Origin of the sequence: Roseivivax jejudonensis, from assembly GCF_900172265.1 — a bacterium.
GTDB lineage: Bacteria > Pseudomonadota > Alphaproteobacteria > Rhodobacterales > Rhodobacteraceae > Roseivivax > Roseivivax jejudonensis.
Genome location: NZ_FWFK01000011.1, coordinates 40,341 through 59,323, shown reverse-complemented (window position 1 = coordinate 59,323; position 18,983 = coordinate 40,341). Strand labels below are relative to the sequence as shown.

34 protein-coding genes and 1 pseudogene are annotated in these 18,983 nt (G+C 59.7%); 22 read left to right on the top strand and 13 right to left on the bottom strand.

Annotated features, from left to right (window positions below):
• From ROJ8625_RS21410 to ROJ8625_RS20325, 12 genes are all read right to left on the bottom strand, one after another.
• Positions 1-565: hypothetical protein (locus ROJ8625_RS21410; RefSeq protein WP_234984333.1), on the bottom strand; the 565-nt coding region annotated here is incomplete at its 3' end.
• Between the two features lie 160 nt (positions 566-725).
• Positions 726-935: a hypothetical protein gene (locus ROJ8625_RS20360; protein WP_234984332.1), complete on the bottom strand. Its 210-nt coding sequence runs from the start codon at positions 933-935 to the stop codon at positions 726-728.
• On the bottom strand, positions 932-1,201 hold the full coding sequence (locus tag ROJ8625_RS20845) for a hypothetical protein (protein WP_143535231.1): 270 nt from the start codon (positions 1,199-1,201) through the stop codon (positions 932-934). The genes ROJ8625_RS20360 and ROJ8625_RS20845 overlap by 4 nt, the downstream gene beginning before the upstream one ends.
• The gene (locus ROJ8625_RS20355) at positions 1,201-1,608 is read right to left on the bottom strand and encodes a Ref family recombination enhancement nuclease (protein WP_085793770.1); all 408 of its coding nucleotides are present in this window, start codon (positions 1,606-1,608) and stop codon (positions 1,201-1,203) included. Before ROJ8625_RS20355 ends, ROJ8625_RS20845 begins: the two co-directional genes overlap by 1 nt.
• Positions 1,605-1,955: a hypothetical protein gene (locus ROJ8625_RS20350; RefSeq protein WP_085793769.1), complete on the bottom strand. Its 351-nt coding sequence runs from the start codon at positions 1,953-1,955 to the stop codon at positions 1,605-1,607. Before ROJ8625_RS20350 ends, ROJ8625_RS20355 begins: the two co-directional genes overlap by 4 nt.
• Entirely contained in the window at positions 1,952-2,629 is a 678-nt protein-coding gene (locus ROJ8625_RS20345) for an ERF family protein (RefSeq protein WP_085793768.1), read from the bottom strand. The genes ROJ8625_RS20350 and ROJ8625_RS20345 overlap by 4 nt, the downstream gene beginning before the upstream one ends.
• Positions 2,626-3,078 carry a hypothetical protein gene (locus ROJ8625_RS20340; RefSeq protein ID WP_143535230.1) on the bottom strand — a complete coding sequence of 151 codons (453 nt, stop codon included), beginning with the start codon at positions 3,076-3,078 and terminating at the stop codon, positions 2,626-2,628. The genes ROJ8625_RS20345 and ROJ8625_RS20340 overlap by 4 nt, the downstream gene beginning before the upstream one ends.
• Positions 3,078-3,269, bottom strand: coding sequence for a hypothetical protein (locus tag ROJ8625_RS20840; RefSeq protein WP_143535229.1), 192 nt, complete (start codon positions 3,267-3,269; stop codon positions 3,078-3,080). The genes ROJ8625_RS20340 and ROJ8625_RS20840 overlap by 1 nt, the downstream gene beginning before the upstream one ends.
• Positions 3,270-3,363: 94 nt before the next feature.
• Entirely contained in the window at positions 3,364-3,693 is a 330-nt protein-coding gene (locus ROJ8625_RS20835; protein WP_143535228.1) for a hypothetical protein, read from the bottom strand.
• Positions 3,690-4,067 (bottom strand): hypothetical protein, encoded by a 378-nt coding sequence (locus ROJ8625_RS20335; protein ID WP_085793766.1) that lies wholly within the window; start codon positions 4,065-4,067, stop codon positions 3,690-3,692. The genes ROJ8625_RS20835 and ROJ8625_RS20335 overlap by 4 nt, the downstream gene beginning before the upstream one ends.
• Positions 4,064-4,468: a hypothetical protein gene (locus ROJ8625_RS20330; protein ID WP_085793765.1), complete on the bottom strand. Its 405-nt coding sequence runs from the start codon at positions 4,466-4,468 to the stop codon at positions 4,064-4,066. Before ROJ8625_RS20330 ends, ROJ8625_RS20335 begins: the two co-directional genes overlap by 4 nt.
• Positions 4,469-4,631: 163 nt before the next feature.
• Positions 4,632-5,015: a hypothetical protein gene (locus tag ROJ8625_RS20325; RefSeq protein WP_085793764.1), complete on the bottom strand. Its 384-nt coding sequence runs from the start codon at positions 5,013-5,015 to the stop codon at positions 4,632-4,634.
• A gap of 421 nt (positions 5,016-5,436) precedes the next feature.
• Here ROJ8625_RS20325 and ROJ8625_RS21405 point away from each other — a divergent pair, with 421 nt between their 5' ends.
• On the top strand, positions 5,437-5,637 hold the full coding sequence (locus ROJ8625_RS21405; RefSeq protein WP_234984331.1) for a hypothetical protein: 201 nt from the start codon (positions 5,437-5,439) through the stop codon (positions 5,635-5,637).
• Here ROJ8625_RS21405 and ROJ8625_RS21585 read toward each other — a convergent pair.
• Positions 5,637-5,792: pseudogene (locus tag ROJ8625_RS21585) on the bottom strand (helix-turn-helix domain-containing protein); the annotation flags it as partial. The gene ROJ8625_RS21405 and the pseudogene ROJ8625_RS21585 overlap by 1 nt on opposite strands.
• A 416-nt stretch (positions 5,793-6,208) precedes the next feature.
• Between ROJ8625_RS21585 and ROJ8625_RS20315 the strand changes: the two are divergent.
• From ROJ8625_RS20315 to ROJ8625_RS20225, 21 genes are all read left to right on the top strand, one after another.
• On the top strand, positions 6,209-6,664 hold the full coding sequence (locus ROJ8625_RS20315; RefSeq protein WP_085793762.1) for a GIY-YIG nuclease family protein: 456 nt from the start codon (positions 6,209-6,211) through the stop codon (positions 6,662-6,664).
• Between the two features lie 8 nt (positions 6,665-6,672).
• A complete protein-coding gene (locus tag ROJ8625_RS20310) occupies positions 6,673-6,912 on the top strand; it encodes a hypothetical protein (protein ID WP_143535227.1) in 240 nt (79 codons plus the stop codon).
• Between the two features lie 154 nt (positions 6,913-7,066).
• Positions 7,067-7,363 (top strand): hypothetical protein, encoded by a 297-nt coding sequence (locus ROJ8625_RS20305; RefSeq protein WP_085793760.1) that lies wholly within the window; start codon positions 7,067-7,069, stop codon positions 7,361-7,363.
• A gap of 130 nt (positions 7,364-7,493) precedes the next feature.
• On the top strand, positions 7,494-7,802 hold the full coding sequence (locus ROJ8625_RS20300) for a hypothetical protein (RefSeq protein ID WP_143535226.1): 309 nt from the start codon (positions 7,494-7,496) through the stop codon (positions 7,800-7,802).
• Position 7,803: 1 nt separating this feature from the next.
• A complete protein-coding gene (locus ROJ8625_RS20295) occupies positions 7,804-8,142 on the top strand; it encodes a hypothetical protein (RefSeq protein WP_200813352.1) in 339 nt (112 codons plus the stop codon).
• A gap of 56 nt (positions 8,143-8,198) precedes the next feature.
• The gene (locus tag ROJ8625_RS20290) at positions 8,199-8,531 is read left to right on the top strand and encodes a hypothetical protein (RefSeq protein ID WP_085793758.1); all 333 of its coding nucleotides are present in this window, start codon (positions 8,199-8,201) and stop codon (positions 8,529-8,531) included.
• Positions 8,531-8,953: a hypothetical protein gene (locus ROJ8625_RS20285; RefSeq protein ID WP_085793757.1), complete on the top strand. Its 423-nt coding sequence runs from the start codon at positions 8,531-8,533 to the stop codon at positions 8,951-8,953. Before ROJ8625_RS20290 ends, ROJ8625_RS20285 begins: the two co-directional genes overlap by 1 nt.
• A gap of 105 nt (positions 8,954-9,058) precedes the next feature.
• Positions 9,059-9,547, top strand: coding sequence for a hypothetical protein (locus ROJ8625_RS20280; RefSeq protein ID WP_085793756.1), 489 nt, complete (start codon positions 9,059-9,061; stop codon positions 9,545-9,547).
• A complete protein-coding gene (locus ROJ8625_RS20275; RefSeq protein WP_085793755.1) occupies positions 9,544-9,945 on the top strand; it encodes a helix-turn-helix domain-containing protein in 402 nt (133 codons plus the stop codon). The genes ROJ8625_RS20280 and ROJ8625_RS20275 overlap by 4 nt, the downstream gene beginning before the upstream one ends.
• A gap of 87 nt (positions 9,946-10,032) precedes the next feature.
• On the top strand, positions 10,033-10,287 hold the full coding sequence (locus ROJ8625_RS20270) for a hypothetical protein (RefSeq protein WP_143535225.1): 255 nt from the start codon (positions 10,033-10,035) through the stop codon (positions 10,285-10,287).
• 307 nt (positions 10,288-10,594) lie between these two features.
• Positions 10,595-10,921, top strand: coding sequence for a helix-turn-helix domain-containing protein (locus tag ROJ8625_RS20265; protein ID WP_085793753.1), 327 nt, complete (start codon positions 10,595-10,597; stop codon positions 10,919-10,921).
• Positions 10,921-11,181 carry a hypothetical protein gene (locus tag ROJ8625_RS20260; protein ID WP_085793752.1) on the top strand — a complete coding sequence of 87 codons (261 nt, stop codon included), beginning with the start codon at positions 10,921-10,923 and terminating at the stop codon, positions 11,179-11,181. The genes ROJ8625_RS20265 and ROJ8625_RS20260 overlap by 1 nt, the downstream gene beginning before the upstream one ends.
• 514 nt (positions 11,182-11,695) lie before the next feature.
• Positions 11,696-12,265 carry a transcription termination/antitermination protein NusG gene (locus tag ROJ8625_RS20255; protein ID WP_085793751.1) on the top strand — a complete coding sequence of 190 codons (570 nt, stop codon included), beginning with the start codon at positions 11,696-11,698 and terminating at the stop codon, positions 12,263-12,265.
• 423 nt (positions 12,266-12,688) lie between these two features.
• A complete protein-coding gene (locus ROJ8625_RS20250; protein WP_085793750.1) occupies positions 12,689-12,940 on the top strand; it encodes a hypothetical protein in 252 nt (83 codons plus the stop codon).
• Entirely contained in the window at positions 12,933-13,478 is a 546-nt protein-coding gene (locus tag ROJ8625_RS20830; RefSeq protein ID WP_143535223.1) for a hypothetical protein, read from the top strand. The genes ROJ8625_RS20250 and ROJ8625_RS20830 overlap by 8 nt, the downstream gene beginning before the upstream one ends.
• A gap of 24 nt (positions 13,479-13,502) precedes the next feature.
• On the top strand, positions 13,503-13,778 hold the full coding sequence (locus ROJ8625_RS20825; RefSeq protein WP_143535222.1) for a hypothetical protein: 276 nt from the start codon (positions 13,503-13,505) through the stop codon (positions 13,776-13,778).
• Positions 13,775-15,085: a terminase large subunit domain-containing protein gene (locus tag ROJ8625_RS20245; RefSeq protein ID WP_085793749.1), complete on the top strand. Its 1,311-nt coding sequence runs from the start codon at positions 13,775-13,777 to the stop codon at positions 15,083-15,085. The genes ROJ8625_RS20825 and ROJ8625_RS20245 overlap by 4 nt, the downstream gene beginning before the upstream one ends.
• A complete protein-coding gene (locus ROJ8625_RS20240) occupies positions 15,085-17,121 on the top strand; it encodes a cell envelope integrity TolA family protein (RefSeq protein WP_085793748.1) in 2,037 nt (678 codons plus the stop codon). The genes ROJ8625_RS20245 and ROJ8625_RS20240 overlap by 1 nt, the downstream gene beginning before the upstream one ends.
• Complete coding sequence (locus ROJ8625_RS20235; protein WP_085793747.1) at positions 17,118-17,360, top strand: spike base protein, RCAP_Rcc01079 family; 243 nt, start codon at positions 17,118-17,120, stop codon at positions 17,358-17,360. Before ROJ8625_RS20240 ends, ROJ8625_RS20235 begins: the two co-directional genes overlap by 4 nt.
• A 176-nt stretch (positions 17,361-17,536) precedes the next feature.
• Positions 17,537-17,866, top strand: a complete 330-nt coding sequence (locus ROJ8625_RS20230) for a hypothetical protein (protein WP_085793746.1) — start codon at positions 17,537-17,539, stop codon at positions 17,864-17,866.
• Between the two features lie 24 nt (positions 17,867-17,890).
• Positions 17,891-18,976 carry a cell envelope integrity TolA family protein gene (locus tag ROJ8625_RS20225; protein WP_143535221.1) on the top strand — a complete coding sequence of 362 codons (1,086 nt, stop codon included), beginning with the start codon at positions 17,891-17,893 and terminating at the stop codon, positions 18,974-18,976.
• Positions 18,977-18,983: the final 7 nt, after the last annotated feature.

Sequence of the window (18,983 nt, the reverse complement as noted above, 5' to 3'; positions counted from 1 at the left end):
CTAGAGCCTGCGCGTCCGTACGTGTCACGTGCTTGCCGGCCAGCTGGTCCTCAGGCCGCTCGACCCGCGTTCGCGACCTGTCGCGGTTGGGTGGGCGGGGGCGGTGTGGGGGTGTCGCGTGGCGGGGGGGGGGGGGGGGGGGGTGGGGGGGGGGGGGGGGGGTAGGGAGGGCGCGGATGGCTTGAACAGCGTCAATTCTCGCCAACCCGTAAGTTTCATCTTCTGCTGAGCCGTCTTTGATTCCGTGAGTTTCGTATTCCTCCGATCCCCACATCCCAGCGTGTTGCGCCGCATCCCTCAGCGCCTCCGCATACGCATCTGCTCTGGCGGCGCGCTCGCGGGACTCGGCTTCGGCAAGCTCGCGGCGCAAGATTTCGTTCTCGGACTTCACGAAGTCTTTTGCGTGCCGCTCCTGCGCATACAAGTCAGCGTGAACGTATTCGACGGCATCATTGTCTTTGATCCGCGCATATTCGGCAAACCATTCGCCGCGCGGGTAATACCAGCCGTGATCGTAATCACTTTCGGCCCAAATACGCTCCGGCGCTTTCATCTCGTCACCCATCACCCGCTCCATCAATAAACGCCTATGGCGGTCAAAATAATCTCAGACATGCGCCCAAAGACGACCAGCGTATTCAGCAGGAGAATTAGCATCATCGCCGCCAACGCGACTCCCATCGTTAAGCACGCGATTGACCAGATCCGCTCCAAAGCCTTACCCATCACAGCACCACCACGACAAACAGCGTCGCCCCAACAACGCACCAGAAAAGCACGGTGACAAAGAGCGCCTTGATTACCCCGGACCCAGGCACTCCCGCGCGCCCTTCCTTGCTGAACTCATACTCCTGCGGCTCCAGTCCGGGCAGCGCCTCCGGGGTTCGGATGTGCTCTGCGATCTCGGTGGAGGTCCATTCGGTCATCGGTTTCACGAGCTTGCCTTTGACTTTCTGGCCGCGCGTGCCTTTGCTGCATTCTCGCGCTTGGCGATATACGCAGCTTCGTTCTTTTCCACGGTGTGGGCTTGAAAGGTGAGGGCCTTGTCCACAACCTCTTGAACCGTCTTGCCAGTGAAAACGATTGGGTAATCTTCTTGCGGGGCAAAGTTTGCGCAGAAGTGCGGCCCGCCATCGTTGGTATCAATACGCTCCCATACGTGCAGCGGTGCATCTCGCATCGGGTGTCTGTATTGGCTCATCACTCGCCCTCCTTAATCGGCGTCATCTGTCCCGCCAAAAGATCAGCAACAATCGGCAGGAAATCCGTGTCCATTCCGTATTCCCGCTTCCACCGCGACGGGTTGGCGTGCAGGGCTATCTTGGCGGGGTCGTTGCTTTCTCGGTGATGCTCACAGCACAGCGGCAGGGTGGCAGTGTCCGGCGCTTTGCGGGCGCTGTAGCGTCCGTGGATCGCGTGGTGGGCTTCACTAGGCGATGTCTGCACAAAGCCCCACCGCTGGCAGATCACGCACGGCAACTCACGCACGCGCCGCATATGCTCCAGGCCGGCTTTCCCCTCCGGGCTATTCCAGTAGGCCCGGCGCTTGTCGCTGACGGGCTTTAGGCGGCCTGTGCGGGCCAGTGGCTTCCGGCGAGTTAGGGTCATCCTGCGCTCCCATAGCCTTTCTCCGCGCCCCGCTGATTAGCGCTCACGGTTTGCCAGTAAGAAATCTGCGCCTGCGCTGCGTCACGAGACGCCCGCAGCTTTTCGTATTCCGTCGCAGCCTCCGCGTATGCAGAAACAGCCTCGCGGTATTCCGGCGATGCGTAAGCCTCCGCTTCTTTCTCCGCGATTGTCTTGGCATCGGAGTGCAAAACCACCTGCCGCCGGGCCACACCGACCATATGCTCTGCGCGGATCATTTCGCCCTTGGCGGCGCCCAGCTTGTAGGCGCTGTCGATCAGGTATTGCGTGGCGTCCGCTGCGCGTTGCTGGTCGGTGCGGTCATTCATTGCGCAGCCACATCCGCTGTCAGGTCATTCATGCGGTTCTCGTAGCCGTCCACGATGCTGGCGTGCATATCGGGGAAACGGTCCCTGAGATTGGCGATCAGTTTTGCCCGGCGGTCCCATTCGTTGGACAACTCGCCGGCGGTTTTCTTGCGCTTCCACTGCGCGTTGATCGCCTTCGTGATGGCGTCGGCCTTGTCGTGCTCGGTCGCCGTCTCGGGCAACTCTGCGATGATGGTTTCAGCCCATGACATTTGCCGATCATCGGCCGGTGCTCTGCGCGTGCTTTCCGCAGCCGCGTTGCCGTCGTCGTCCTCCGGCGCAACACCAGTCACGCTTTCGAGGCCAATCCGCTTGGCGTAGGTGGTGGCCGACTTGTAGCCAGGCATATCCTGGCGCCCGATGATAAGCGGCACGTCGCAGTGGATGCTGGTATCGCTTTCGCCGTGGTGCAGGACGGTCCGCATCGTGTGGCCGAACTCGCTTTGCAGCGCCGTGTGGAAGAAGGCTATGCCGTGCTTGTTCAGAGCAGGCCGGACAGCATCCACAACTGCAGAGAGATCAGCGTATTTGCTCTTGAAATGCGGATTATCCGCTGTCTTGCGGGCTGGCTCCATTTCCATCTGAGCCGCTGCAAGCGCGCTATAGATGTTCGTGTGTTGCTTCTGTTCGGTCATGCCACGTCCTCCTGCATGGTGCGCAGAACGTCACCGACGATCCGCCAATTGCTGTCGTCCAGAATCTCCGCAACGCAATCGTCCACTTCCGCCATTGCTTCCTCGAAAGTGCGGGCGTTACCGTAGTGTCCGGCGTTCTCCATTCCGCCATGACCGTCAGGCACGCGCTCGGCATCTTCGTGCTGCCACATCCAGCCTGGGGCGAAATCGTTATCGGAAATCAGGAAGTTGCCGGCGTCCGTATGATAGACAAAGCTGCCGTCCGGCTTTTTCTCTGCCCGCATTGCGCGATTGAATGCTTCCGCGGTGGCCTTGACGACGTGCTCGGGAAGCCCGGCGATGTGAAGCACGGTGTCGTCCTTCGGGCCAAACGTGAGGCCCGTTTTTGCTTCCGTGACAGACGCGACAAGATCGTCGCCAATGAAGTTGCTGGTGTAAACCGAAGTCATCAGAAGCACTCCGTAGGGTCGTTGTCTCGCTGGGTTTTGCGCATAGTGGACAGGTCACGAACGCGGGTGATCTCTTTGCGAAGATCGGAGTCCGGCTTGTCTAGCGCGCGGGTGAGCATGCGCTCGGTCCAATCAAGCGCATCGCAAAGTGCACACGGATTTTTCAGGCGAATACCGTGGGTGCAGGTCATCAAAAATCTCCGTTGAACGGGCGCGGCTTATCCGCTGTGTTGGTGGTGCAGATATCCAGGTGATCCAGATATGCTATGAGAGAGGCGGGAAGGGTCATGCTGCGGCCTCGCGATAGCGGCGAAGCGCAGCCAGCATGGCGCCGTAAATCTCGTTGGCCTCTTCTTCGTTCCTTGGGTCGTCCAAAGACTCGACGCACGAGGCCAATCCCTCCGCAGCCAACAGCGCGGCTTCCATGTCGGGGACGCGGGCGATACGCCGAATATCGGTTTCGCGCTTGTGTCGGCCATTTAGCGAAAATACGCACTGAGTAACTGGCGTTGGGGATACGATGTTTGTGTGCGGCTTGTTGTCGTCTGTGAAGGCAGACCAAGGGCCCGGCGTTCCCGCCTCACGGTCTTTGCGAATGTCATCAATCAGGCTCATCCGTTGATCTCCTCGCTATGTGCATCCTCAAGCCGCGCGATATCCTCGGGGCTCACGATGCTTTCCAACTCGCTTCGGTGAATGAACATCCGCGCGCTTTCGCCGTCGTCCAGTTCCACGGCAACAAGCGTAGGCACCTTGAACCACGCCATGTTGCCGGGGTTATTGCCGACTGGCTGCTCGTCCCGCTCGTGATCGAAATACGCCGTGACAGACGCATCGCCCCACGCCTCGACGGAAAACACACCGTCTGCGCTGCATTCGCTGTCTGCGTGCTTGATATACAGCGGGCGCTCTGAGTTCAGCGGAGCACGGCCGGCCCGGATTGCCGAGAGCATGGCCTGGTACTTGTAGATGGGGGCGAGGGCGGTCATGCGTCGCCGCCTTCGTCGCACGACTCTGGTGTAAACTCAGAAAGCGGGCCGTCGAAAAGCGTATCGCCGTAACCAACAACCTTCATGTGAAGGCCGTTGCCGGGTTCATGGGTGTCGCCGTCAATCGTGTAGACGAACTCTTCCCACACGTCAGAAGCGTTGGGCGGGTAGATGTAGAACCCGCCGGGGCGCTCTTTCATGTCTCGAATAAGAATCGCCGCCGCACATTTGACGCCGTTCATGACGTCAGGCTCGCCGCGAAGGCCGTTGACTAGCTTTAGGCGGCCAAGGCTGCGGTAAATAGCTGCGCCAACGCCGTCAGGGTATCCATCGTATTGAGCGTAGCAGGTAACGAGCGTTTCGCCCCGCTCCTGAACGTGGATGAGTGCTCGGGTTCCCATCACTCCCGCCCCCCAATAGGAGCCGGCAGAGACACAGCCACAGAACGCGCGTGACGGTGGATCTGGTAGGCGACAAACAACTCGGCGCAATCGGCCATGTAGTCATCCGGCAAGCCAGCGTTCAGGCTGTCACGGATGCGCTCGGATATGCTGCGGGGGTCCATTATGCTGCACCCCGCTCGAATTCGGCTTCCTCGATTGCACGAAGCTGAGCCGCAACTTCTGCTTTTGCGGCAATTGCGGCTTCACGCTCGCGCTCGCGCAGAAGGTCAAGCGCCTCACGGCAAAGGTTGCTCCAGTGCTTGCGAACGACCTCGGACAAGGCGGCGTCAAAGCCGTTGTCGCGGTGGTAATTTGTGGCGCCGTCGTAAGGCTGGAAATTGATCTCCGTCGAAACGACTAGCTTCGACAGCTTGCCAGCGGTGGCATGTGACCCCTCTCGCGATGCAGCGGTGGTTCTGTCCGTCGTCTTGCCGATCAGTTCGATGTATTTCTCGGCATCATGCCGGACTTTGCGGGCGGTGCCCCATTCAGCGGTCTTGCTCACTTTGGTGTCCTCCTGTGCGTTTGGTGTAGGAGGAACGTACTACAGATAAAGTTAGCACACAAGGGGTGTATTACAGTTTATTAGTACAGCCCGCACAGGCGCCCGATTCTGGTGCCATGGAATCTGCAAGATTGCTTACCAGATTCGGCGCATGCAGAAGCTGAACGCGAACGAGGTATACACCATACTTGTGGGGTGCCGCCGGGTGGCTGGCGACCTGAACAGCTCGCTTGTCGAGATGCACATACGCGCGCACGGCTTCACCAGCATTCGCCGGATCAGCAGGGACACAGGGCTGTCACGAGGTGTTGTGCGCCGTCATATTGACAGGGCTTGGAAGCGGTCCAAAACGGACCTTTCCCGCGCACGTTGCGTGCTGTAACCCTTACAAGGCTACAGGCACATGAGTACGGGATAGACTATGAACGATTTGCAGCTGGTTCGCCGCATCGCCAACGCAACTGGACTGACGACAGATTACTGGTCGGAGTTGTGCGAGGGGCTCGCTATCCAGGCGCTATACAAGCTGGCCGACAATGCTGAGGGGTTGCCCTCTACGATGAAGTCAATCGACAACCCGAACGTGCGCCGCAGCGCCTTCGCACCGTTCATCGACGGGTGAGATAACCCAGTTTCCCAGTTAGCATACTGCGTCGGGTTCAGCCCGGCGCGCTTTGCATACTCGCGCTGAGTCAGGCCCGCGACTTCCTCGCGGTGCCACCGCAGCCGCGCGCCTACGTCTGCAAAGGGGTGGGGCTGTTTGGCCGGTGCGTTCATGTCCGGCGTTGTCGCACAGTTAGGCTGTAGCCCCCATCGCGAAAACTTGGACTTGCTGTTGCACAGATAGTGTGTATTATGCAGGGCCATGAGCAGGCTGAACGACTTCATACAGAATATGGGCGGCGCCAAATCTGTCGCCGACATTGTTGGCAGGACGCCGCAGGCTGTCACGAACGCAAAGGCTCGTGGCGGGCTTCCGTGGTCTTGGTATCCGGCGTTGCGAGACGCGGCACAGGATCGGGGCTACAGATGCCCCGACAATATCTTCGCACATGCATCCATCCGTTCGTCCGATGCTGCCCCTTCTGAGGAGGCTAGCTGATGCACGACGTTTCTTGCCTGTCCGATGAAGTGGAAACAATCGGCTCCGCCTTCAAGTATGCAGACGCATTTTTTGTGGCTGGGGGCGCGCAATGACGGGATACCTCTACGCGTTCCAGCCTGATGACATGCCGATGTATAAAGTCGGGCACACAGTCAGCGTCCCGCAGCGGCTGCAACAGCTGGCCGGTCAGACGCCGCACACAATGCACCCGCGCATTGTTCTGGATTGCGGCTGCTTCTGGCGCGCAAAGGCATTCGAGGGTCACGTGCTTTCGTGGCTGCTGCCTTGGGTCACGCATGGCGAGTGGGTCAGCGATCTGGAGGCAATCCGCGATGCTTTCTCAGTCGTCGCCCCAGCCGTGGACGTTACCGACGATTTTGAACCGTTCAACAGCGAGCGCCTTCGTGGGCGTAGCGGGCCGTTCTCTTTGGCGTCTTTGGAAAAAGAGCTTCTGAAGGCGGACGAGCGCTCCGAGGAAGCGCGCTCGGGCACGAGATACTTCAAGAACCCGCTGACTTTCGAGCCGCACGAGGCTCCCCAATGAGCGCCGGCATGCAGGAGCTGTGGCAGGCCGTTGTCGTCCGCGCGATCAAGGACGCCGTTGGCTGCGAGAATAGCGCAGAGGCGCGCAGAGAGCGGCCTATTGCGGAGCGTTGGATCACCCAGCGCGGCAAGGACTATCGCCGTGCGTGCGCTCTGGCTGGCATGTGCCCCGACTTCATTGCGGATCAATACGCGGCTGGTGCTTTCACGGCTGAGAAGTTCCGCGAGTCCAAAGAGGAAACCCAATGACCCCGACATCCCCCCGCCGGGTCGCGGAGGCGGGCACTTTGTCCCCTCCGCACTTTTCCCCGCAGGCAACCTCCCTGGTCGTTCCTCCCAAACTGCCTGCGTAACTGGCGGGGGCTACGGCTCCCGCCCCTTTCCCTACACTGGAGGCCGCGTAATGGCTCGCAAACTGTATGACCTCGCCGTCAAGACGGACACTTACCGCGATAACCAGGGCAATGAGAAAGCCCGCTGGCAGAATATCGGCGCCGTAATGAGCGGCGATGACGGCAAGCAATTTCTGCTGCTAGATCGCTGGTTCAACCCCGCCGGCCTGCCCAATCCCGACAACCGCAGCAACGTAATTGTATCCTGTTTCGAGCCGAAAGGCCAGCAGCAGGGACAGAATAACGGGCAGCAGTCGGGAAGCCATCCGGCGAGTAATGATATCGACACAGATTCGATACCGTTCTGATCTTGGGAGCAGTCAATGGAGTTTATTGAAATGATCGCCGGAGCAATGGTTGGAATAGTTATTGCCGAGTTTGCAATCAGGGCCCTCATGCACCTTCGCATTTGGCCTTGGAATGATTGAGGGCCGCATCATGATCCGCGCCGCCCTCCTATCCCTCATAGCTTTTCCAGCCGCCGCACAGAGCGTCACGGCAACGGACGACGCAATCATTCTGCATAACCAGCAGGAGGCGCCCACGGACGAGGTGATGGTTTTCACCATGCCCATTGGCGATGTCACGGTGCGGCATATCACCAGCCCGAACGCATTGGGCGGCTGCTGCCCTGACACTCTGGAAGTCGTGGATCTGCCCGAGGGCTACGTTGCCATGCCTCACGCTATCGAGGTGGAGGAAGGCGATACGCGGGCGATATTCATTCGGCAATATAGCGGGATGTGAGATGCCACGTTGGGCCGCAAAAGCAGACGCAAACCAGGGCGAAATCGTTGCCGAGCTTCGCGCTCGCGGTGTGACGGTTCTTTATCTGCACCGCGTCGGAATGGGCTGCCCTGACATAGCCTGCGGCTACAAATCGCGCAATTTTTTCTTTGAAATCAAGGACGGTAACAAACCGCCATCAGCACGCCGGCTGACCGATATGGAAAGCCTTTGGCACGTCGAGTGGAACGGGCAGGTTGATGTGATCCACAGCGCCGAGGAAGCGCTGGCGATCATGCAAGAGGACACGGCGCGGGACTACAACGCGCAGGTAGAGGAATGGAGTGGAGGGGGCGTATGACAGAACAGTCACCGATATACCCGACAGCCGCAGAGAGGCGTTCGTGGGCGCTGAGAATGCTGCTGGACGCAATCAGCAATCCCACACCGGAAAATCTCGCGGAAGCCTCCAGGGTGGCTCTCACGCGGCTTACGGACGAAGAGCGGTATACAGCCCTCGGGGTTATTCTCCGCACCTTCCCGGCCGATATCGCCGAGGGCCGTGTTCAGGCGGTGTTCAAAGCATATGGGTGGCCCGATCCCCTGCCGCAAGAGGACTTGCTTCCGCAAGCGCGTGAATGGGCCTTCTGGGCGAATAAGCACGAGATCGGCGCGATGTTGCGTGCGTGCTGTGAGTCGCTGGAGGGCGAGCGTCTGGCGCGGTTCAAGCAGTATGTGGGGGAGCTGTGATGGCTGACATTCGCGACGTGATCTTTGATGACGTATACACTGCGTTTTCCTCTCAGGACAAGCACACCCAGCGCCAGCACCTCGGGAAAGCCATACACCGCATGATGCGGCTCATGGACGAGCGCTGGCAGAAACGGTTTGTCGAAGTGTGGAGCAATGAAGAACCGGAGCCTGACGCTCTCCCTCGCGTGTTCCTCGATATCAACGATCCCGACCTGGAGTATATCGCGCACTGGTGGAAAAGGGTATCCGCCAGCATCCCGAGCGATGATAAAGCGCTAAAGGGCGTCGATATTAACTTCAAGAAGTGTATCCGAACCGGCAAGACGCCAAGCCCGAACGTGCAGGCAATTGTGAAGCGGTATTTTTCCGATTGGCGAGCGACGCGCAATGCGGATGGGCCGCTAATGGAGGACGAATAGTGTTGGCTAAACGTCCGAATTGCTGTAGAATTAGAGGCGGACTGGCCGGTGTTGGTAGCACCGGCTCAGCCCTAGACATAGCCAAACTGAAAAGGAGTTCGGCACATGCCATGTGAGCATGATTTGCGGGATGATACCGCAAAAGACAATCGTGAACAATCCGCTAACACTGACTTGGTGGCTAGGCTGGACGACGCCTTGCAGCGCGCCGAGCGCGGGCCCAAGCGCATTGCCGGCAGCGTGAACGGCCAAACCATTGAGGCGGCGGCGCGGGCCACGCTTTGCCAGATCACGCTTTATGATCTTGAGGCAGTTTATGAAGCCCGCGACGTTCTCAGCGCCCCTGTAGCGATCAAGCCGCTGGAGTGGGTAGACCTACTGGAGCACAGCGATGACGAAGGATGTATGTTTGAAGCGGACGCGTTCGGCGTGCCCGCCTTCTACTGCATTCGTCTCTTGGGGTGCGGGAGATACGCTCTCGACGTTTACGAAGGTGGCTGGATTGGCGACGAACACTCTCTGAGGGGGGCGGAGCAAGCCGCAGAGGAAGATTACCGCCGCCGCATCCTGAGCGCACTGGAGGGCGGGCAATGAGCTTCCGTGGCATCCAGTGGGCGTTTGACACGATCCAGCATCACAAGCTCGGGCAGGCGGCCGCTTTGGTGGCCTGCTACCTTGGGCACGCGCACAATCAGGAGACGGGGCGCTGCGACCCGTCCATGAACCGCATTGCTGAGAAGACCAACCTCAGCCGCCGAACGGTGATCCGGGCTATCTCGCAAATCGAGAAAGTGGGGCGCCTATCCACGATGAAGCGCACCTACAGAACCGGGCGCGGCAAGCGCAATATGAACAACCGCTACAAGCTGCTCGGGAGTGGTTATTTGGCACATGGTAGGGGGGCTATTTGTCACTCCAACATGAAAGAGAACACCGCTCCGTCAGCGTTTGATGATCTTGCCCTTCTGATCGACGACGGGAGCGAAGAATGACGGACGCCACCCAGCACAACCCTTTCTCAGAAAATTCGCACACCTCAGCCAGCCCGAACGTCGGGACATTTGCTGAGAAGGTGGATCTTGGCCGAACTGACGCACCCGGAATGGAGAACGACGATGGCGCTGAATGATTACTACCAATGTGACGTGTGCGGTGGGAAGGCGTTTTACGACGCCAACATTTATGACTCACGCTATGTCGCGACTTACGATCCGACAGAGGGCTGCGATCCTATCGCTATCAAGGCGCTGTGCCCGAGTTGCGCAAAGACGCACGAGGTTATCGTTAGGGAAAAAGAAGCCGGGGCCGCCTCGCTTAACACGGAGACCGAGTGATGACGATGCGTGAACGAACGGCAGCCGCACCGGTTTGGCTTTGGTACGGCGAAGACGAGGCTGGAGAAACCCATGTGTCTTTCGGACGCTGGCAAAAGCATAGCAGCCAAAGGCGGTACAAGCTGGCGGAGGTCCAGCCAACAGAGCATGACCACCCGTCAACCGACAGAGTTGCGCAGGCGGCCAGAGTGCTTCTGAACGCTCACGCCTACGACGCAACCGTCGCCAGCCATCCCTTGGATGCCTACGGATCCGCATGGATGCGAGGTGCTCTGGTTTGGCTGTCTGATCAGGACGGAGACGCTCTATGACCTACACCGTCTACACAGCCCGCCCTCTCCCCAGCCACATTCCAGAGCGCCCCAAGCCGCGCACAGCCGCCACATGGGCACAGCACCGCAAGGCAGAGCTGACGCCTGCGCTTTCTCTGCCAAAAATGCAGGTGGAGATCCTGGCGGTGATGAAGGACGGCCGGGAGCGCACGATAGACGACGTGATGACGCGGGTTAAGGGCTCGCGCGAGGCTGTTCGTCGTCGGCTTTCCGAGTTGGCCGACGCGGGGCTCCTGGTGCGTGACAGGATCAACGTTCAGGGCAATTCGAGCATCACGATTTATCGGAAGGAGCAGGGCTGATGGCTGAAAGAGAAGTTATCATTGTTTCGGAAACCCCGCTGCAATCATGGATGCGAGACGCAAGCACATTTGCTCTTTTCGCTGGCCTGGTTGGCTTGGGCGTCTGGACAGACAGCAGCGCAATGGAGTGGGCCGGCTTCCTCATCGCGATTCTGTTTTTCCTGATTAAGGCCAGCGTCATCACGTCAAAGAACGTTCACACGATTTCTGAGGCCCGAAAGCGGCTGGATGAGATTGAGCAGGAGGCCACCAATGACTGACACCGACACCATGCCAGACCGCGAGATCCGCGATGCAGTGCAGGCCGCCTTTGCCGTCGTGCAGGAGCGGTGGGACAGGGAGAAAAAAAATTGACGATTGAGCGCATAGCACGTGAAGCCGGCTTTGAAACAGTCGGCGAGGCTCGCACCACAAGCAAACCGACGCATGGCGAGATTGGCGGGATGGACGTTGTTGTGTCGCCCATTATGCCTGATGGGTTCTTCGCTGTTCGCACTATCAGCGGCACGATGGTTTTCGGCCCTAAGGGCTCATATTGGGTTCCGTTTGAGCGGTGGGACAGGGAGCAGGGGCGATGAGTGAGGCTGATCTAAAGCCATGCCCATTTTGCGGGAAGCCAGCAATGGTTTTTGGGCCGAACATGGTTGGCTGCGAAGATCAGTTGTCGTGCGGTGCCACCGTAGATTTTGGCCACCACCACGACGTATCTGGCCCCAAGAGCGCTTGGAACAAAAGAGTTCAACCCAACCGATAACCCACACAGGGGCCGAGCAGATGGCATACTACGCACTAATCACCACGAGCAGGCAGATCCCCGCATGGCCGGGGGCTGAGAAAGAGCGGGGCGAGTTTGCCGTAGAGCGTCAGCTTGGCGCCCTCGGCATCGAGGCCCACGCTCCCCGCAAGATCACGTTCAAGCGGCAGGGCAAGCGCAGACACCCCGATCCCATCGTGGAGGTGCTGTGCCCCAACTACGTGTTCGCGGACATCCCGGACGACAAGTTCTTTCAGGCCATGCGCTGCCGGGGGCTTTCGTCCACCACGATGCGGATCAGCGAAGCAGAGGCGCGCCGGCACGTTCAGCCCTTCATCGCAAAAGCCGCAGAGAAAGCCGCAGAGGCTTACAGGATCATTGAAGCGAACGACAGGGCGGCCATGTGCCAGTATGAGCCTGGAGAGCTTCTGGAGGTGCTTACAGGGCCGCTGGCTGGCCGTCTTGCGCGGTTTAGGAAGATGGTTCACCACGCCCACGACATGCACCCGTCGCTGGAGGTGGAGATCGAGGCGTTCGGCGGGTGGGTGCCGGGGCAGCTTGATCCGATTGACGCGAAGAGGCGGGCATGAAGCCGCTGGCCATAATTCATCAAACGGGCAGTTACGAGCACCGTATCGGGAGCTACCGGCGCATGCGCGATGCTGAGAAAGCAACAAAGGACATGCAGGGCAGGTGGTATTTAGGGCCGCTGCGAATTGTTCCAAATTGGGGTTTTGATCATCAGGGCTATAGACGGGCGTGCAGAAAGGCGACAGAGAATAAGGCTTGACACCACCACTATTGCACCGCCACCGCATATGCGCTATATTGCGAACAAGGCCGAAGTGACGTCGTTACCTGCGAGCAGCGGTTTCGGCGTCCGCCCGCCGGCATAAGCGGGAGAAGCCAGCCCACCCTCGCAATTTGAGGGGCTCCCTACGCGGGATCGGGGCTGGTGCTACTGCAATTCCAGCCATCCACTCACAGCGAGGTGCCAGCATGGGCACGACGGAATGTCGGATCTCGTTGATTCACTGATGGACGACGACGCGGCAGAGATTGCCGAGATGGCGGGACACGTCCTGCTGGAAGTCTACACAGACGGCACTGTCCGGATCTGCACTGACCTGGATAACGAAGACATGGAAGCGGTATTGCTGGCGGCTGCCATTGGCGACGTCGGCCCTTGGCGACGTCGGCCCGCAGGTTCACTAACGAGGGGCGCTGACGGCTCAAACCCGCAGCGGTGCATCTCAAATGATTGACGACATCAGCCGAAAAGCTCGCGATCTCTTGGCGATCAACGGTGTTTACGATGAAAGTTCGTTTTTGAACTTCATGAAATCTACGGACCGAAACCATCTTCGGGCACTATCAAAATCAGAATATTCTAGCGTAAAGCCCGCAAATGAACTGAGCGAAGTCTTCTTGAATCATGTATCTCCCATGATGAGGGAGATATGCAGCAGTCGAGCGATCCGGGCGATGTGTCACGTTTTGGGCTGCGAGGAAGACGAGATCACGCCAGACGCAGTTTCGGCTGTAAAAGAAGCAACTATGCTGCGCGCCCCGGGGTGCGGGCAAAAGAGTATCAAGCAAATCAACGCTTGGCTTAAGGTCTGTTGCAAAGAGCCGCTGCGCCCCGGGCGCGATGCGACGGAGCCTCTGCCCCCGCAGGTCAGCCCAATGGAGCGCGAACACAACAGGTGTGCCAAGATCGTTCGTCATATGATCGGAGCTGGCGTTTCTGAAGGCGCAGCAGAAGAAATTATCTGGCGCATCTACAACGACCCCGACGCTTAAAACTTCAAACCAGAAAAAGAGGCTGTGACCGCTCAAACCGGCGCAGACAGCAGCATGGCGGCACGAGGCAGGCAGCCCGGCTTTCAAATGGGGGCTGAGCATCGAACTAAAATCGCGAACTCCAAAATTCTCAAGCGGTTAATTGACCACGCCGAGGGCAACGAGCCGGAAATGACGGCCTCGGAGGTTAACGCGGGCCTGTCGCTTTTGGATCGGGTGATGCCAAAGCTGAAATCTGTTGATGACACTGGCGATGCAACAGATCGCGTTGTTCTCAAGGTTCAAATCGGCGGGGAATGACAACCGTCAATGTCGAGATCATCCCCCGCAAGCCGTTCCGGGATTTTCTCACAAGCACACAGCGCTGGTCGTGCATCGTGGCGCACCGGCGGGCAGGCAAGACGGTCGCCTGCATTCAGAAGCTAATCAAGGCAGCAATCGAGACTGACAGGCCAAATGCTCGGCTGGCCTACATCGCGCCGTTCTACACCCAAGCCAAGGACGTCGCCTGGCAGTATCTCAAGCAATACACGAGCGGCATTCCGGGGACGACACCCAACGAAAGCGAGCTGCACGTCACGTTCGGCCACAACGGCGCTCGGATACGGCTCTACGGTGCAGACAACTACGACCGGATGCGCGGCATCTATCTGGATGGCTGCATTCTGGACGAAAACGGCGACATGGACCCGCGCGCATGGGCCGAGGTCATTCGCCCTGCTTTGAGTGACCGCAAGGGGTGGGCGACGTTCATCGGGACGCCAAAGGGCCGCAACGCCTTCTTTGACGTTCACAAGCTGGCAGAGAGCAGCGACGACTGGTTTTCTCTGGTGCTCAAGGCATCCGAGAGCGGGCTGATTGATGGGGCGGAGCTGGCCGATGCGCGGCTGACGATGACGCCCGAGCAATACGAGCAGGAATACGAGTGCAGCTTTGATGCTGCCATTCTCGGAGCCTACTACGCTTCGCTGGTGGCTGACGCTCAGGCCGAGGGACGTATAACCGAGGTCAAGCCGGAGCCCGCGTTGCCAATCCATACGGCGTGGGATCTTGGCATTGGCGACAGCATGGCAATCTGGGTTTTCCAGGCCGCGCCTGACGGAATGCGGCTGATTGATTACCTGGAGGATCACGGCAAGCCGCTGCCTCATTACGTCGCGGAGCTTGAGGCGCGCGGCTGGACGGGTGGCACTGACTACGTGCCTCACGATGCAAAGGTTCGCAGTCTCGATACGGGTCGCAGCAGGCTTGAGACGCTGGCGGGGCTTGGTCGCAAGCCGTTCCTGCTGCCGCCGGCCAATCAGGAAGACGGGATCAACGGTGTTCGCCAGCTTCTTCCGCGCATGTGGTTCGATGCCATGCGCTGCCGGGATGGGCTTGAGGCGCTACGGCACTACCGGACAGAGTTTGACGAGAAAGCCAAGGTGTTCAAGCCGAGGCCCCTGCACGACTGGTCCAGCCATTGCGCAGACGCAATGCGATACGCGGCTCAGGGTTATCGCGATCTCGCGGTGAAGAAGATCAAGACGGTTGCGAAGCCGAAGCCGGGTCAGGTGCTTATCGCGCCGCCCGAGATAGAGACCGGCAGCAAGAGGACGCGCATCTGATGCAAGACGACGAGCAGACAGACGCGCCGAAAGCATCCCGGCCGTGGCTTGAGGCTATCTCCGAAGCGGAGAAGGCTTTCAACGTCTGGCAGGAGAAAAGCGACAACATCGCGAAGCTCTACGCCGCCCTGACGGATATGGCGGACTTCAAGGGCGACCGCGAGTTCAAGATTTTCTGGGCAAACATGGAGATCCTGCGCCCGAGCGTCTATCAGCGTGCGCCTTCGCCCGTCGTGATGCCGCGCCATACGGACACTGGCGAGGTGCCGCGCAAAGCTGCCGAGTTGCTTGAGCGTGTGCTTGAATACGACGTCGAGGCGGACGATCTGCACGAAACGCTGCTTTCGGCTCGCGATGATATGTGCCTCGCTGCACGCGGTGTCGTGTGGGTTCTGGATGATGGCCACGCGATCCACGTTGATCGGCATGACTTCGTGCACGAGCCTGGGCGCAAGTGGTCCGAGGTCGGGTGGGTGGCGCGTCGGGCATACCTGACGCTGGAGCAAGGCACGAAGCGGTTCGGTGATGAGTTTCGCCGGTCGAAGCGCGAGGAAGTCGGGAACAAGCGCGAGGACGATTACAAGTCGTCGGAGAAGAAGGCCGAGGCCTGGGAGATCTGGTCCCGAACCGAAGGCAAGGTCGTGTGGGTCACCGAGGGCGTCGATGAGGTTCTGGACGAGCAGGAGCCGCTGTTTGATGTAAAGAGCTTTTTCCCGTGCCCCAAGCCGGCATACGCCACGCTGGAGCCGGGCACGCTCAAGCCGGTTCCAGACTTTGTTTACTACAAGGATCAGGTTGACGAGATCAACGAGCTGACGGCCCGGATCAGTGATCTGGCCGAGAGCCTGCGCCTCAAGGGCTTCTATGCCGCCGGCACGTCTGAGATCGGTGAGGCGATTGAAGCGGCGATGAGGCAGACGGACAACAAGGCCATTCTGGTGCCGGTGTCCAACTTCGCGGCGATGGGCGGTCAGTCGCTCAAGGACAGCATCGTCTGGCTGCCAGTGACGGAAGTCGCCCAGGTCATTCAGTCGTGCATCGAGCTTCGCAAGCAGCTCATTGAGGATGTTTACGAAATCACCGGCCTCTCCGACATCATGCGGGGGGTTACGGAGGCGCAGGAGACGCTGGGGGCTCAGAACCTCAAGGCGCAGTACGGCTCTGTCCGGGTGCGTGAGAAGCAGTCCGAGATGGTTCGGCTGGCTTTGGACGTTCTGCGGATCAAGGCCGAGATCTACGCTGAGAAATACCAAATCGGGGAATTGCTGGCGATGTCGGGCATGCAGATGCCCACTCAGCAGCAGGCTCAACAGATCGTGGCGCAGGCCCAAGCGCAGCAGCAGCCGCCGCCGCAGATTGTGACTGTGGAAATGGTGCAGCAGCTTCTGGTTAATCAGCGGCTGCGTCCGTTTGCGCTGGAGGTTGAGACGGACAGCACGATTGCCCCGAACGAGGAAGCGGAGAAGGAAAGCCGTATCGAGTTCCTGACGGCGGTTGGCGGGTTCATCCAGCAGGCGGGGCCGGTGATCGAGGCGCGGCCCGAGGCGGCTCAGTTCATGGGCGAGCTGCTGCGGTTTGGTGTGGGCGCGTTCCGGGCTGGCCGTGACATGGGCGCTGCGGTCGATGACTTCGTGAAGAAGCTGGAGCAGGCCGGGCAGGGGCAGGATCAGCCGAGCCCCGAGGCTCAGGCGGAAATGCAGAAAATGCAGATCGAGGCGCAGAAAGCCCAGGCAGACAACCAGATCAAGAGCCAGGAGCTGGCGCTCAAGGAGAAGGAACTGCAGCTGCGGGCGCAGGAAATGCAGTCCAAGCGCGCAGAGGCGCAGCAGGTAGCGCAGACGCGGCAATATGATGCTCAGGTCAACGCGGCGGTGAAGCGCTACGAGCTTTCGCTGAAAATGCAGGAAATGGGCCTCAAGGTCGATCAGCAGCAGCTTGAGCGCGAGAAGGCAGAGATTCAGGCGCTGTTGGATATGGAAGAGCTTGAGCTTGAGAAAGAGCAAAAGCGCGCGGTGGCACTAGGAGACACGACATGAGTTCTGCGGAAAACGGTGTCGCCCCAGTCTGGGTTGCGACGGGTGACGGCAATTACAGCATTCCGGACAACTGGCGGTGCATCGGCTTCTTTGTCGAGGTTGGCGGGGATATCGGCTTCACGACGAACGGCACGGCGATTACGCCGACTGTCGAGGCGGGCTACTTCCCGGCGCAGGTAGACAGCTTTCAGGCAACCGGCACTACGGCAACGGGCATCTACGCGATGCTGGTGCGGTGAAATGAGCTTCGTTCCATGCACAACATGCGGGGGCGGCGGTTACGGGCGTCCGTGCAACTGCTGGCCGATGACTCCCATTCAGGAATTTCCTGAAACCATTCCTGTTCCCCAAAGCATCAAGCATGCTGAAATGATGCTCTTGGTAGCTGAGCGTTATATCAGAGACAATCCGAAGAATGCGTGAGCGTTACCGCTATATCGACGGCCGTATGGTCGGGGATGACGGCATGCCGATGCTGCACCAGGGGCAGCGGGCAATGGAGCCGCAGGCGCCGTTTACGGTCGGCGACAGCCAGCCGCATCTGCAAAGCATGACCAACGGCAAGTATTACGACAGCAAGTCGGAAATGCGGAAGGAATACAAGCGGGCCGGCGTTGTCGAGGTGGGCAATGACGTTCCGCACAAGCGCGCGCAGCCGTCTATTGCGGAGAAAGAGCGCAAGAAGCGCGAGCGCCGTGCATCTGCGGCCAAGGCGCTGTCCCAGGCGGGCTTCGGCGCGCCGTAAGCAACTCCCTCAGACGGAGACACCATGTCAGAAGAAGCACTCACACCCGCCCTGGCGGAACAATCCCCTGCACCCGAAGCAGTGCAGGAGGCGCCGCAGCAAGAAGCCCCGCAGGAGGCCGATGAGCAGCAGGAGCCGCAAGAAAAGCCCAAGCGCAGCCGTCGTGAGGCGCTGGAAAAGGCTTTCAGCGATCTGGACGAAGAAGCGGAAGGCGAAAAGGCCAAGAAGCCGGACGTAAAGAAATACGAGTCCAAGAAAGAGGCCGAGCAGAAGCCTGCCGAGGCCAAGACCGAGCAGCAGCGCGGCCCTGATGGCAAGTTTGTTGCGAAGGACGACAAGCCGGAAGCAAAAGCCGAGCCCAAGGCGGCGGACAGCTTCAACGAGGCGCCGTCCCGCTTCTCCGCAGATGCCAAGGCTGAATGGGCCAACGCACCGCAAGCCATCAAGGCCGAGGCTCACCGCGCCGTCCGCGAGATGGAGCAGGGCATCGAGCAGTATAGGCAGCGCATCGAGCCGCTGGAGCCGTTCTACAAGATGGCCGAGCAGCAGGGAGTAAAGCTGGAGGATGCACTCGGGCGGTATATCAACCTGGAAAACATGCTGAGCCGTGATCCGGTGGCGGGCTTCTCCGAGATCGCGCGCAACATGGGCATGAGCCCGCAGCAGATCGGCCAGATGCTCACCGGCCAGCAGCCGGGACAGAGCGATCCGCGCGACAAGGAGATTCAGCAGCTTCGCCAGCAAGTCAAAGAGCTTCGGCAGGGCTTCGGCGGCGTGCAGCAGACGATGCAGCAGCAGCAGGAGCAAGCTGTTCACAAGCAGATCGAGGACTTCGCAGCGCAGAACCCGCGCTTTGAAGAACTCTCTGGAGAAATCGCCACCATGCTGTCCACCGGTTACGCCAAGGACTTGCAGGAGGCCTACGAGAAAGCCGAGCGGATGAATCCCCCGGCTCCGCAGCCACAGGCTGCCCCCGAGACCCCGGCTCAAACCCGCGAGGTCAAATCCGTGACTGGTGCACCGACGGCTGGCTCAAACCCGGCACAAAGGAAGCCGTCCGCGAACCGTGAAGAGGCCATCGCGCGCGCAATGCGCTCGGCAGGCTTCTAGTTCAAAA